The following is a 13317-nucleotide window of genomic DNA, read 5'->3' on the forward strand; positions in this document are numbered from 1 at the left end:
ACCGAGGTGTCTGCATCGCAGGCAAGCCAGCTCCCACATTGATTGGGTTATCACATTGAGGTTTTTGGGGGTTGCTTAGAGAGCAGGTTTGGCTCTTCGCGCCTTGAAGAACTCGCTCAACACCGTCCCGCACTCCTCAGCCAACACCCCGCCTTCATACAACACCCGATGATTGAGAAAGCCTTGGGTAAAGAATTGCCCCTGGCTTTGCACAATCCCCGCTTTGGGCTCCAGCGCGCCATACACCACCCGGGCGATCCGCGAGTGGACGATCAACCCAGCGCACATGCTGCATGGCTCCAGCGTCACATACAGGGTGCTGCCCGGCAGGCGGTAGTTGCTGACTGCCTGGGCGGCAGCACGGATCGCGACCATTTCCGCGTGAGCGCTGGGGTCGTTGCCGCTGATGGGGCAGTTAAAGCCCTGGCCGATGATTTCACCGTCCTGCACCAGCACCGCGCCCACGGGCACTTCACCCAACGCTGCGCCTTGGGCTGCCAGGGCCAGGGCTTCACGCATGAAGTCCTGGTCGCGGCTGCGATCGATAATCGCCGTTGGGCGAAACTGGCGCATCACGCTACCTCGATGGCGGCCATAAGGCCGGTTTCCATGTGATCAATGACATGGCAGTGGAACATCCACACGCCTGGATTATCCGCCACCAGGGCAACACGGGCGCGCTCGTTCTTGCCCAGCAAGTACGTGTCGGTGAAATACGGGATCACCTTGTGCCGGTTCGAGGCAATCACCTTGAAGCTCATCCCGTGCAGGTGAATCGGGTGTTGGTACTGAGTCATGTTCTTCAATTCGAAAATGTAGCTCTTGCCCTTTTCAAGCTTGGCAATTGGGCGGTCGGCGCAGGTCTTATCGGTAATATCCCAGGCCTGGCCGTTGATCTGCCACAGGCTTGGCGGCTTATTGTCCACGTTCACCGAAACCGATCCAACCCATTCGAAATTGAAGTTGAGTTTCTCGGCATTGGCCAGGTCCGGCTCGGCAATCGGGTTGGCCGGCAGCGCGGGTGGCCATTCGTTCGGCGCATCGGTGTTGGGCACCGAACGGAAGGTACCGAGGCGCACCGGGCCATTGCGAATAGACAGTTCCTCTCCGGCAGGTGGGGCCTTGATCGCCAGACAAATGCGCATGCCCGGGCCTAACCAGTATTCCTTGCCTAACGGCCGTGGCTCGATGGGATTGCCGTCCAAGGCATAGATCTGCGCCTCGACGTCGGGAATGTTGATGCGATAGGTCAGGGTGTTGTCGAGGTTGAGCAAACGCACCCGAGTGATCTGCCCAGCCGGCAAATCGATCACCGCCTGGGACACGCCATTGATGGTCGACAGCCGCCCCGCCGTACCGCCACGCGCAGCTTCACGCGGGATACTGAAGGCCACAAAGGCGCCCTCTTCGTCCACGTGCCAGCTTTTCAGGCTCAAGGTGCGTTCGTGTTTGAAACCGGTCGGCTCGCGCTCTTCGATGATCAGCGGGCCCACCAGGCCACGGCCGAGCTCTTCGCTGCTGTTCACATGAGGGTGATACCAGTAGCTGCCGGCATCGGGCACGCGGAATTTGTAGTCGAAGTACTCACCGGGCAGTACCGGCAGTTGCGAGACATAAGGCACACCGTCCATTTCCAGCGGCAGGCGGATGCCGTGCCAGTGAATAGTGGTGGCAACCGGCAGGTGGTTGATAAAACGCACCCGCAGCCATTCACCCTGGCGCACCCGCAACTCGGTCCCCGGCGCCGATGGGCCAAAAGCCCAGGCTTGGGTCTTGTGTCCCGCCACCAACTCCACGTCCAGCGGCGCGGCAATCAGCTCGTAATCATGCCCAGCCTCGGCCTCGGCCACTTTCCCCAGCCAATAGCGGTAGGCGCCACCGGCACCGACGCCTACTACGGCAAGACCGGCCAGACCACCGAGGATTTGTCGACGGGAAAAAGATCGGGACACAACAACCTCACGTTTCTGCCGCGGGTCCAAGCCCCGCAAAGGGCTGATACGATACACCTGCATCGGCTAAACAGTAAGGCTTCGCATTGCCGCTCCCACACAAGCCCACATTGGATCTTCGTTGTTACTTCAGGCCTTGGCGGCGGCCAGGATCAAGGCTTTCATCTCGGCCACGGCGCCTTTGAAACCGACGAACAGCGCGTGAGCGACCAAGGCATGGCCGATGTTCAGCTCGTTGATGCCTTTGATCGCGGCCACGGCTTCGACGTTGTGGTAGTGCAGACCGTGGCCGGCGTTGACGATCAAGCCTTCGCCCAAGCCGCAATTAACGCCATCGATGATGCGCTGCAATTCGTCAGCGACTTCGGTCGGTGTGGTGGCGTCGGCATAACGGCCAGTGTGCAGTTCGATGGCGGGAGCACCCACGCGTTTCGACGCTTCGATCTGCCGCTCATCGGCGTCGATAAACAACGAGACTTCACTGCCGATCTTCGACAGACGCTCTACCGCTGCCTTGATCCGTGCTTCCTGGCCAGCCACATCAAGGCCGCCTTCGGTGGTCAGTTCCTGACGGGTTTCCGGGACCAGGCAGATGTGCGCCGGACGGATGCGCTCGGCGAACGCCATCATTTCTTCGGTGACGCCCATTTCGAAGTTCATTCGGGTTTGCAGCACGTCCTTGAGCAGCAACACGTCGCGCTCCTGAATGTGGCGGCGGTCTTCGCGCAAGTGCACGGTGATACCGTCGGCGCCCGCTTCCTCGGCGTCTAGCGCGGCCTTGACCGGATCAGGGTAACGGGTGCCCCGGGCCTGGCGCAGGGTGGCTACGTGGTCGATGTTCACGCCGAGAAGAATGCGATTGCTGGTGGTCACGAAAAACGCTCCTGAAGAGGGAAGTAATCGCTGCACAGCATACACGGGGATGTCAGGGCTTTCGAAACAACTCGCGACTGACCAGCGGCCGACCGCCCAAATGCACCGCCAGGGCCTGGCGCATCAGGCGCTTGGCGGCGGACAAGGCACCTGGAGCACTCCAGTCGGCCTCGCTCATAGCCAACAGCTCAGTGCCCTGGAACAGGCCGGGTTGCAGCAGGTAGACCCGCTCCAGGCCCGCGTCCACTTGCAGACGGTACATGCCATCGGCAGCGATGGGGTCGCCGTGCACGTCCTGGCTCAGTTCAAAGCCGTAGCCCAGGTCGTCCAGCAGGCGCCATTCGAAAGCGCGCAGCAGCGGTTCCAAAGGGCGGCCTTCGGCCAGGGCAAGCAACGTGGCGGCGTAGTGATCAAAGACTGCCGGGTGCGGATCTTCGGCCGGCAGCAGACGAATCAGCAGTTCGTTGAGGTAGAGGCCGCTGAACAGCGCCTCGCCGTTGAGCCAGTTGGAGGCTCCGGCGCTTTCCATGCGACCGACGTTCTTCAGCTCGCCACGCCCACGAAACTCCACTTCCAGGGCCACGAACGGCCGTGCCAAGGTCCCCGCCTTGCCTCGCGCGCTGCGCAAGACTGCACGCAGGCGGCCTTGGGGCGTGAGGAAGTCCACCAAGGCGCTGGTCTCGCGGTAGGCGCGGCTGTGCAGGACGTAAGCGGGTTGGCCGGTGGGTGGGGTTTGGGACATGAGATGGGATATCTCTAAAGAAGGACCAATGTGGCGAGGGGGCTTGCCCCCGTTGGGCTGCGAAGCAGTCCCAATAAGACCACCCGGTTCTTTCAGGCAGAACTGGGTGTGGTTTCAGGGCTGCTTCGCAGCCCAACGGGGGCAAGCCCCCTCGCCACAACAAGCCCCTCATCCACAAAACCGGTCACGGTTTACAGGTCGCCGTAACCCAACGAACGCAACGCGCGCTCATCATCAGACCAACCACCCTTAACCTTGACCCACAGGTTGAGCATGATCTTGGAGTCAAACAGCAGCTCCATGTCCTTGCGCGCTTCGGTGCCGATACGCTTGATACGCTCGCCCTTGTCGCCAATGATGATTTTCTTCTGGCCGTCGCGTTCGACGAGGATCAGCGCGTGGATATGCAGGGTCTTGCCCTGCTGCTTGAACTCTTCGATTTCAACGGTGATCTGGTACGGCAGCTCGGCGCCCATCTGGCGCATGATTTTCTCGCGCACCAGTTCAGCGGCAAGGAAACGGCTGCTGCGGTCGGTGATCTGGTCTTCCGGGAAGAAGTGCTCGTTCTCCGGCAGGTGCTGGGCGATAACCCGCTCCAACGCTTCCAGGTTGTGACCGTGCTGGGCCGAGATCGGCATGATCTGGGCGTTCGGCAGTTGTTCCTGCAGCCAGCTCAGGTGCGGCATCAGCTCGGCCTTGTCTTCGATGCGGTCGGTCTTGTTCAACGCGACGATCAACGGGCCAGTCACGTATTGCACACGCTCAAGGACCATCTGGTCTTCGTCGGTCCACTTGGTGCGGTCAACGACGAAGATCACCACGTCGACGTCTTTCAACGCGGCCGAGGCGGTCTTGTTCATGTAGCGGTTGAGAGCTTTCTCGCCACCTTTGTGCATGCCTGGGGTATCAACGTAGACCGCCTGGATATTGCCTTCGGTCTTGATGCCCAGCATGTTGTGGCGCGTGGTCTGCGGCTTGCGCGAAGTGATCGCAAGCTTTTGTCCCAGGATGTGGTTCAGCAGCGTGGACTTGCCCACGTTGGGACGGCCGACGATGGCAACATAGCCACAGCGTGTTGCGGTTGAATCAGTCATGGCCATTCTCCACGCCCAGGGCAATCAGTGCTGCGGCGGCCGCTACCTGTTCGGCAATACGACGACTCACACCCTGACCTCGGCTTTTTTCATTCAGTAAGGTGATTTCACATTCGACGAAGAACACTCGGCAATGTGGCTCACCCTGGATATCCACCACTTCGTAACGTGGCAGTTCACACCCGCGGGACTGCAGAAACTCTTGCAGGCGGGTCTTGGGATCTTTGTTGGTGTCCACCAGCGTCAGGCTTTCAATCTCCGAAGCCAGCCAGGCCACTACCCGCTCCTTGGCGGCTTCCATACCGGCATCGAGGTAGATCGCACCGATCAGGGCTTCGAGGGCATCGGCCAGAATCGACTCGCGACGGAAACCACCGCTTTTCAACTCGCCGGAACCCAGGCGCAGGTACTCGCCAAGGTCGAAACCACGGGCCAGTATGGCCAGGGTCTCGCCCTTCACCAGGCGGGCACGCAAGCGCGACAACTGGCCTTCACGGGCCAGGGGGAAGCGATCGAACAGGGCTTCACCGGCGACAAAGTTGAGGATGGCATCACCGAGGAATTCCAGGCGCTCGTTGTTACGCCCGGCAAAACTGCGGTGTGTAAGGGCAAGGATCATCAGTTCCTGATCCTTGAAGGTGTAACCGAGCTGACGCTCGAGACGGCTTAGAGAAACGCTCACGGTTTACCCACATTCAGTTCGTGGCGCCAAAGGCCTACGACGATTAACGCTGTGTTCAAATTCAAATCCTGGTGGTTGCTGCATGAGGCCGGACAATTGTCCAAGCCCCAGAAAAGCATTCGGCGCTGTGTTCACAGCGCCGTATGGATTACTTGATCAGCCCGACCCGCGAGAAGTTCGGCAGGTGGCTGAGCTTGGGTTCCGGCCAGCTCATCCAGACCGCGAAGGCCTTGCCGACGATATTCTGGTCGGGGACCATGCCCAGCAGGTCCTTGGGAATGTTGGGGTCATCCCAGTACCGGCTGTCATTGGAGTTGTCGCGGTTGTCGCCCATCATGAAGTAATGCCCGGCAGGCACTGTCCATTGGTTATCAGGCGGCGAACGGTAGCGGCTCATTTCCTTACGGATTTCGTGCTCTACCGCCCCGAGCTTTTCCTGGTACAGCTCTGCGCTGCCCAAGGTGTTCGGTTCGGAACCGATCAGTTTTTCCGCCACCGATTCGCCATTGACGAACAGGCGCTTGTCGCTGGTGTAGCGAATCACGTCGCCCGGCAGGCCCACCACACGCTTGATGTAGTTGACGTTCGGGTCGCTTGGGTAGCGAAACACCATCACATCGCCGCGCTGCGGATCGCCGATCTCGATGACTTTCTTGTCGATCACCGGCAAGCGGATCCCGTAGGAAAACTTGTTCACCAGGATGAAGTCGCCCACGTCCAGGGTGGGTTTCATCGATCCCGAAGGAATCTGAAACGGCTCCACCAGGAACGAACGCAGCACCAACACGATAAACAGAACCGGGAAGAACGACTTGCCGTATTCAACCAGCAGCGGTTCCTTGTTCAGTTTCTCGACCACAGCCACATCAGGCTGGCTGACGCTGCCCTGATAGGAGGCAATGGCCGTGCGCCGACGCGGGGCGAAGAACACCAGATCAAGCAACGCCAGGAGACCACAAACGGCAACGGCGATGACCAGCAACAGCGGGAAATTTAGTGACATAGGACCTAACTATCCAACCTGAGCACCGCAAGGAAGGCTTCTTGTGGAATTTCCACGTTGCCCACTTGCTTCATGCGTTTTTTACCGGCCTTTTGCTTCTCAAGCAGCTTGCGCTTACGGCTGACGTCGCCACCGTAGCATTTGGCCAGTACGTTCTTTCTGAGTGCCTTGACGGAGGTCCGTGCAATGATCTGCCCGCCAATGGCGGCCTGGATCGCGACGTCGAACATCTGGCGCGGAATCAGTTCCTTCATCTTCTCGGTCAACTGGCGACCTTTGTAGTGCGCGTTATCCTTGTGCACGATCAGCGCCAGGGCGTCGACCTTGTCACCGTTGATCAGCACATCCAGTTTCACCAGATTAGCTGACTGATAACGATCAAAATGGTAATCCAGCGAAGCATAGCCGCGACTGGTGGATTTGAGACGGTCGAAGAAGTCCAGGACCACTTCGTTCATCGGCAAATCGTAGGTCACTTGTACCTGGGTACCGAGGAACAGCATGTCGTGCTGCACGCCACGCTTTTCGATACACAGGGTAATGACGTTGCCCAGGTGCTCTTGCGGCACAAGAATATTGGCCCGCACGATCGGCTCGCGCATGTCTTCGATGGACGACAGGTCCGGGAGCTTGGACGGGTTGTCGACGTAAATCGTTTCACCGGTTTTCAGCAACAGCTCAAAAATAACCGTTGGTGCGGTGGTGATCAGGTCCAGGTCGTATTCGCGCTCGAGGCGCTCCTGGATGATCTCCATGTGCAGCATGCCGAGGAAGCCGCAACGGAAGCCGAAGCCCAGGGCGTCGGAGCTTTCCGGGGTGTACTGCAACGATGAGTCGTTGAGCGTCAGCTTTTGCAGGGCTTCGCGGAAATCTTCGAAGTCGTCGGAACTGACCGGGAACAGGCCGGCGTAAACCTGCGGCTGGATGCGTTTAAAGCCCGGCAGCACGTCGACGTCAGGGGTGGAACTCAAGGTCAGGGTGTCACCGACCGGTGCACCGTGGATGTCCTTGATACCAGCGATGATGAAGCCTACTTCGCCGGCTTTCAGATCAACGGTCGCAGTATGCTTGGGGTTGAATACACCGACGCTGTCCACCAGGTGGATCTTGCCGGTGGACTTGACCAGGATCTTGTCGCCCTTCTTTACACGGCCGTGGCGCACGCGTACCAGGGAAACAACGCCCAGGTAGTTGTCGAACCAGGAGTCGATGATCAACGCTTGCAGCGGATCTTCGTAGTTGCCGGTGGGGGCGGGAATGGTTTTTACCAAGCGCTCAAGCACTTCGTCGACACCCAGGCCGGTCTTGGCGCTGCACTCGACGGCGTCGGTGGCGTCAATGCCGATGATTTTTTCGATTTCTTCTTTCACGCGGTCCGGATCGGCCTGTGGCAGGTCGATCTTGTTCAGCACCGGCATGACTTCCAGGCCTTGCTCGATGGCGGTGTAGCAGTTGGCCACGGACTGGGCTTCAACGCCCTGCCCCGCGTCCACTACCAGCAACGCACCTTCACAGGCCGCCAGCGACCGGCTGACTTCGTAGGTGAAGTCAACGTGGCCGGGGGTGTCAATGAAGTTCAACTGGTACTTGATGCCATCGCGGGCGGTGTAATACAGAGTAACGCTGTGGGCCTTGATGGTGATCCCGCGCTCGCGCTCGAGGTCCATGGAGTCCAGCACCTGGGCTTCCATTTCACGCTCGGCAAGGCCGCCGCACATCTGGATGAATCGATCGGCCAGCGTCGACTTGCCATGGTCAATGTGGGCGATGATGGAGAAATTGCGGATATGACTCAAATCACTCACGGATCAACACTCAAAAAGGCTGCAGGCAGACTGCCCGCTGAAAAATAGCCGGGAATTGTACCTGATGCTCAGGCCAGACGTCATCTTTGGCGACCAAGAACAAAAATGCCCCGATCTGTCGAACGGGGCATTTTTTATTCATAAGCAGGTAATCAACCGGCTCGGCGCAACAACCAGAACCCGGCCACCGCACAAATGAGCGTGGGTACCAGCACTGCAAACAGCGGCGAGAAGCCGAATACCAGGCTGGAAGGGCCCAACAAGTCCTGCGCGATACGGAAGGTGAAGCCCACCAGCACGCCGGTAAACACCCGCTGCCCCAACGTCACGGAGCGCAGCGGGCCGAAGATGAAGGAAATGGCCATCAGCACCAGCGCAGCGGTTACCACCGGCTGCAATACCTTGACCCAGAACGCCAGCCAGTAACGGCCATTGTTCAGGCCCTGGTCGCTCAAGTAGTGGATGTAACTCCACAAACCGGCAATAGACAGGGTTTCTGGGACCATCACCACGGTATTGAGCAAATCCGGGCTCAAGGCAATGTCCCAGGTTTCTTGCGGGGTGTTGACCACCTCGGTAGTCGATGCCGGACCGGTGCCGATACCACGGAAGAAGGTGGTGGTCACATCACTCAACAGCCACTTCTCGTCGCCATACTGCGCACGCTTGGCAAAACTTGCCGACAGCATGTGCCGCTCCTTGTCGAAGTGATAACGGGTCACCCCCAGCAGCAAGCCGCCCGGTTGCACGGCGTTGATGTGGATAAACTCGTCACCCTGGCGGTGCCACAGGCCGTGCTTGGCGCTTTGTGCGTCGCCCGACCCCTGGGCCAGGGCTCGATTGGCCTGGGCCTGGCTTTCAGTCGGTGGCACCACGTATTCGCCAATCAACACGCCGACCACCATCAGCACCAGCATGGGCTTCATGACCGCCCAGACAATACGGCCGATGGACACACCGGCGGCGCGCATGATCGTCAGTTCACTGTTGCTGGCCAGGCTGCCCAGGCCGATCAGGCAGCCGATCAGCGCCGCCATCGGCAACATCTCGTAGAGACGACGCGGCGCGGTGAGCATCACGTAGCTCAGAACGTCGGTTACGGTGTAGCTGTCGGTGACGTTACCCACCTCGTCGATGAACGCGAACAGCAAGGCCAGGCCCAGGATAATGCCCAGTACAGCGAGGATCGCCATCAACACGCTGCTACCGATGTAGCGATCGAGCTTAACCACGAGCCATCTCCTTCATGCTGCGACGACTCGCCATTTTCAAACGCAACGGTTCCCAGTACAGCAGCCCCAGGCCGATGACCAGGAAGACCCCGTGGACCCACCACAACCCCAAGCCCAGCGGGATCTTGCCCTTTTCCAGGGAGCCGCGGGCGGAAATCAGGATGGTCAGGTAAGCCATATAAAGCAGGATGGCCGGCAACAACTTGAGGAATCGGCCCTGGCGCGGGTTCACGCGTGCAAGTGGCACTGCCATCAAGGTCACGATAAACACCAGCAGCGGCAACGACAGGCGCCACTGCAACTCGGCCACGGCACGAGGCTCCGGGTTGCCCCACAGAGCGCTGGTGGGCATCGCGTCACGGTCGGTCACTTCGTTGCTGATTTCAGGCTTGGCCAACAGTACGCCGTAGGTGTCGTACTTGATGGCCCGGTAATCCGCCTGGCCGGGGCTGCCGTCATAGCGATAGCCGTTTTCCAGGATCAGGTAGCGGTTGCCGTCCGGACGGATCTCCTGGCGACCGCTGTCGGCCACCAGCACCGAGATACCACGGTCCTTCTGGTCCTGGCCCAAGCGCTTCTCGGAAATGAATACGCCACCCAGGCTGGCGCGATCTTCGGTCATCCGCTCGGTGTAGGTCACCCGCGAGCCGTCATTCAACGCCTGGAAACGCCCAGGAACCAAGGTATCGAACTCGGTCATCGCATCTTGTTTATTAAGCAGCAGCTGAAATTGCATGGAGCCTTGAGGCGCCAGGCTCAGGCTCAACCAGGCAACCACCAGGGCCACGCCGGTCGCCGGTACCAGGGTCATGGCCAGCAAGCGCTGTTGGCTCATGCCGGTGGCCGAAAGCACGGTCATTTCACTTTCGAGGTAGAGCCGACCATAGGCCAGCAAAATACCCAGAAACAGCCCCAGCGGCAGAATCAGCTGCAGGAAGCCGGGCATCCGAAAGCCCATGATCAAAAACAGGGAGCCAGGATCAAGGGCGCCGGAGGCGGCTTGAGCCAGGAACTTGACGAAGCGACCACTCATGATAATGACCAGCAATACCGCACTTACGGCACTCAGGGTCACCAGGACTTCGCGGGACAGATAACGGAAGACAATCAAACCAGACACTCCAGGGTTGTCAGGCTAAGCGGCCAAACAAGCAAGCATATCGAGTCGACCCATTGGCACAGGTCGGCTAAAAAGATGGCGCATTATCCTGTGATTGACCGCGCCTGTCACTGCGCATGCTCAAGCAGGCGCACAAAGCTGCCTGCAAGGGTTGTCAGCCGAACGTTGCGAGGTTCAAACTGCGGCCTTTGTCGCAGGCCGCCTACAGGTGGCCAGGCTTATAAAGCCGGGGGTACAAACGCCTGGCTCTCAGACCTCATCAAGGGACCCGAAAATGGAACTGGTTGTAAAAAGCGTTAGCCCGGAAACGTTGAAAACTGCCACCCTCGTGGTCGCTGTCGGCGAAGGCCGCAAGCTTGGCGTAGCCGCTAAACAGCTGGATGAATTGAGCGGTGGCGCCATCAGCGCCGTACTCAAGCGCGGCGACCTGGCCGGCAAAGTCGGTCAGAGCCTGCTGCTGCAAAGCCTGCCCAACCTGAAAGCCGATCGTGTATTGCTGGTGGGCGTGGGCAAGGAAGCCGAACTGGGCGACCGTCCGTTCCGCAAGATCATCAGCGGCGTGCTCAATACCCTCAAAGGCCTGGGTGGCAGCGATGCAGCGCTGGCCCTGGACGAAATCGTGGTCAAGGGCCGCGACAGCTACGGCAAGACCCGTCTGCTGGCGGAAACCCTGGCTGATGGCGAATACACCTTCGACCAGTTCAAGAGCCAGAAAGCCGAGCCCCGCGCCCTGAAGAAAGTCACCCTGCTGACCATCAAGGCCGCCCAGGCTGAGGTTGAGCGCGCCGTGACCCACGCCCAGGCGATTGCCGGCGGCATGGCCTTCACTCGCGACTTGGGCAACCTGCCACCGAACATCTGCCACCCAACCTACTTGGGCGAGCAAGCCAAGGCGTTGGGCAAGGCATTCAAGGGCCTGAAAGTCGAAGTCCTTGATGAAAAGAAAATCAAGGAGCTGGGCATGGGCTCGTTCTATGCCGTGGGCCAGGGCAGCGACCAGCCGCCACGCCTGATCGTCATGCAATACAACGGCGGCAAGAAGTCCGAGAAGCCATTCGCCCTCGTCGGTAAAGGCATCACCTTTGATACCGGCGGCATCAGCCTCAAGCCTGGCCTGGGCATGGACGAGATGAAGTACGACATGGGCGGCGCTGCCAGCGTCTTCGGTACCCTGCGCGCCGTGCTGGAACTCAAACTGCCGATCAACCTGGTGTGCATCCTGGCCTGTGCCGAGAACATGCCGAGCGGCGGCGCGTCCCGTCCGGGCGACATCGTCACCACGATGAGCGGCCAGACCGTGGAAATCCTCAACACCGACGCCGAAGGCCGCCTGGTGCTGTGCGACGCCCTCACCTACGCCGAACGCTTCAAGCCACAAGCCGTGATCGACATCGCTACCCTTACCGGTGCCTGCGTGGTCGCCCTGGGCGCTCACACGTCGGGCCTCCTGGGTAACAACGATGAGTTGATCGAGCAACTGCTCAGCGCCGGCAAGCAGGCCGACGACCGCGCCTGGCAACTGCCGTTGTTCGACGAGTACCAGGAACAGTTGGACAGCCCGTTCGCTGACATCGCCAACATCGGCGGCCCGAAAGCCGGCACCATCACCGCGGCCTGCTTCCTGTCGCGCTTCGCCAAGAACTTCAACTGGGCCCACCTGGACATCGCCGGCACGGCCTGGACCAGTGGCGGCAAGGACAAGGGCGCCACTGGCCGTCCCGTTCCACTGCTGACCCAGTACCTGTTGGATCGCGCCAAAGCCTGAAACTGAAAACGCCGGGGCGGCCATTACGGCGCCCCGGTCGTAGCAGCTGTCGAGCGCAAGCGAGGCTGCGTCAGCGGAGTACCTGACACACCGCAACGCAGCCTCGCTTGCGCTCGACAGCTGCTACGGGGTTTTCGTGATGAGCGATTAGACGGTATTTACAATTGCGACGCGGCTATCCGGAACCACAATGACCCAAGTCGACTTCTATATATTGCCCAGCGCCGATCCTTCGGCACGCCTGGACTTTGCCTGCAAACTCACTGAAAAAGCCTGGCGCATGGGCCACCGCATCTACCTGCACTGCAGCGATGCCACCCAACGCGACGAGCTTGATGCCCGCCTGTGGCGGTTCAAGGGTGAAAGCTTCGTGCCTCATGGCCCCGCAGAAGTAGAGCCCGATGGTTTGGTTGTACTGGGTTTGGGCGACAATTGCGGCGATCACCATGACCTGCTGGTCAACCTGGACCTGAAAGTACCCGCCTTCGCCAAGGGGTTCGCCCGTATAGCGGAAGTGGTGGTGGAAGATCCGGCTATTCGTCAGGCCGCGCGGGAGAGTTTCCGTTTCTACCGCGAACAGGGCTATCCTCTGCAAGATCACCGATTACAGCGACTCTGAGCACACGATGGACACTCCAAACCCGCTAAAACCGTCTGACCATCTGCTGGACGACCTTGAGTCGATCCGCCAGTTGTTGGGTGATGATGACAACCTGCAAACACCGTCGCTGACCGAACCAGCCAGTGATGTACAAATTCCCTTGCTGTTCGACATGGTCGGCGGCAAACCTGCGCCTGTCCCGGTCGAATCGCCCGTTGTAGCAGCAGACCCGATCCCGGCCGCCGCGCCAGCACAAGCTCCGGCCGCCGAACCCGAGGCCGCAAAAGCCCCGGACGCCCTACTGCTGCACCTGGACAACGAACTGCGCGCCGCTGCGCAATTGATCATGCAAGACGTGATCGACGATTTTGCCCCGCACATCGAAACCGAGATCAAGCGTCGGCTGGATGCGCGCATGGAGCGGCTGCTGAGCCAATATCAGAACTGA

At 59.9% G+C, this 13317-nt stretch carries 13 protein-coding genes; 3 read left to right on the plus strand and 10 right to left on the minus strand.

Annotation, left to right across the window (positions count from 1 at the left end; translation table 11 throughout):
* Nucleotides 1–75: 75 nt before the first annotated feature.
* The 10 genes from tadA to lptF form a co-directional block, all read right to left on the minus strand.
* Nucleotides 76–573, minus strand: a complete 498-nt coding sequence (gene tadA, locus HKK55_RS19735) for a tRNA adenosine(34) deaminase TadA (protein ID WP_169356206.1) — start codon at nucleotides 571–573, stop codon at nucleotides 76–78.
* Entirely contained in the window at nucleotides 573–1952 is a 1380-nt protein-coding gene (locus HKK55_RS19740; protein WP_169356207.1) for a multicopper oxidase family protein, read from the minus strand. Before HKK55_RS19740 ends, tadA begins: the two co-directional genes overlap by 1 nt.
* A 129-nt stretch (nucleotides 1953–2081) precedes the next feature.
* Nucleotides 2082–2825 carry a pyridoxine 5'-phosphate synthase gene (gene pdxJ, locus HKK55_RS19745; RefSeq protein ID WP_169356208.1) on the minus strand — a complete coding sequence of 248 codons (744 nt, stop codon included), beginning with the start codon at nucleotides 2823–2825 and terminating at the stop codon, nucleotides 2082–2084.
* Between the two features lie 52 nt (nucleotides 2826–2877).
* Nucleotides 2878–3567, minus strand: coding sequence for a DNA repair protein RecO (gene recO, locus HKK55_RS19750; protein ID WP_169356209.1), 690 nt, complete (start codon nucleotides 3565–3567; stop codon nucleotides 2878–2880).
* A 191-nt stretch (nucleotides 3568–3758) separates the two neighbouring features.
* Nucleotides 3759–4661, minus strand: a complete 903-nt coding sequence (gene era / locus HKK55_RS19755) for a GTPase Era (RefSeq protein WP_169356210.1) — start codon at nucleotides 4659–4661, stop codon at nucleotides 3759–3761.
* Nucleotides 4654–5343, minus strand: a complete 690-nt coding sequence (gene rnc, locus HKK55_RS19760) for a ribonuclease III (RefSeq protein WP_169356211.1) — start codon at nucleotides 5341–5343, stop codon at nucleotides 4654–4656. Before rnc ends, era begins: the two co-directional genes overlap by 8 nt.
* 148 nt (nucleotides 5344–5491) lie before the next feature.
* Complete coding sequence (gene lepB / locus HKK55_RS19765) at nucleotides 5492–6346, minus strand: signal peptidase I (protein ID WP_169356212.1); 855 nt, start codon at nucleotides 6344–6346, stop codon at nucleotides 5492–5494.
* A gap of 5 nt (nucleotides 6347–6351) precedes the next feature.
* Complete coding sequence (gene lepA / locus HKK55_RS19770) at nucleotides 6352–8151, minus strand: translation elongation factor 4 (protein WP_169356213.1); 1800 nt, start codon at nucleotides 8149–8151, stop codon at nucleotides 6352–6354.
* A 152-nt stretch (nucleotides 8152–8303) separates the two neighbouring features.
* A complete protein-coding gene (gene lptG, locus HKK55_RS19775; protein WP_169356214.1) occupies nucleotides 8304–9383 on the minus strand; it encodes an LPS export ABC transporter permease LptG in 1080 nt (359 codons plus the stop codon).
* Nucleotides 9376–10494 (minus strand): LPS export ABC transporter permease LptF, encoded by a 1119-nt coding sequence (gene lptF / locus HKK55_RS19780; protein ID WP_169356215.1) that lies wholly within the window; start codon nucleotides 10492–10494, stop codon nucleotides 9376–9378. The genes lptG and lptF overlap by 8 nt, the downstream gene beginning before the upstream one ends.
* 283 nt (nucleotides 10495–10777) lie before the next feature.
* On the opposite strand from lptF, the gene HKK55_RS19785 reads away from it, so the two are divergent.
* From HKK55_RS19785 to HKK55_RS19795, 3 genes are all read left to right on the plus strand, one after another.
* Nucleotides 10778–12268: a leucyl aminopeptidase gene (locus HKK55_RS19785; RefSeq protein WP_169356216.1), complete on the plus strand. Its 1491-nt coding sequence runs from the start codon at nucleotides 10778–10780 to the stop codon at nucleotides 12266–12268.
* Between the two features lie 190 nt (nucleotides 12269–12458).
* The gene (locus tag HKK55_RS19790) at nucleotides 12459–12887 is read left to right on the plus strand and encodes a DNA polymerase III subunit chi (RefSeq protein WP_169356217.1); all 429 of its coding nucleotides are present in this window, start codon (nucleotides 12459–12461) and stop codon (nucleotides 12885–12887) included.
* A gap of 7 nt (nucleotides 12888–12894) precedes the next feature.
* Nucleotides 12895–13317: a DNA polymerase III subunit chi gene (locus HKK55_RS19795; protein ID WP_169356218.1), complete on the plus strand. Its 423-nt coding sequence runs from the start codon at nucleotides 12895–12897 to the stop codon at nucleotides 13315–13317.

It is taken from the genome of Pseudomonas sp. ADAK18 (assembly GCF_012935695.1).
Taxonomy (GTDB): domain Bacteria; phylum Pseudomonadota; class Gammaproteobacteria; order Pseudomonadales; family Pseudomonadaceae; genus Aquipseudomonas.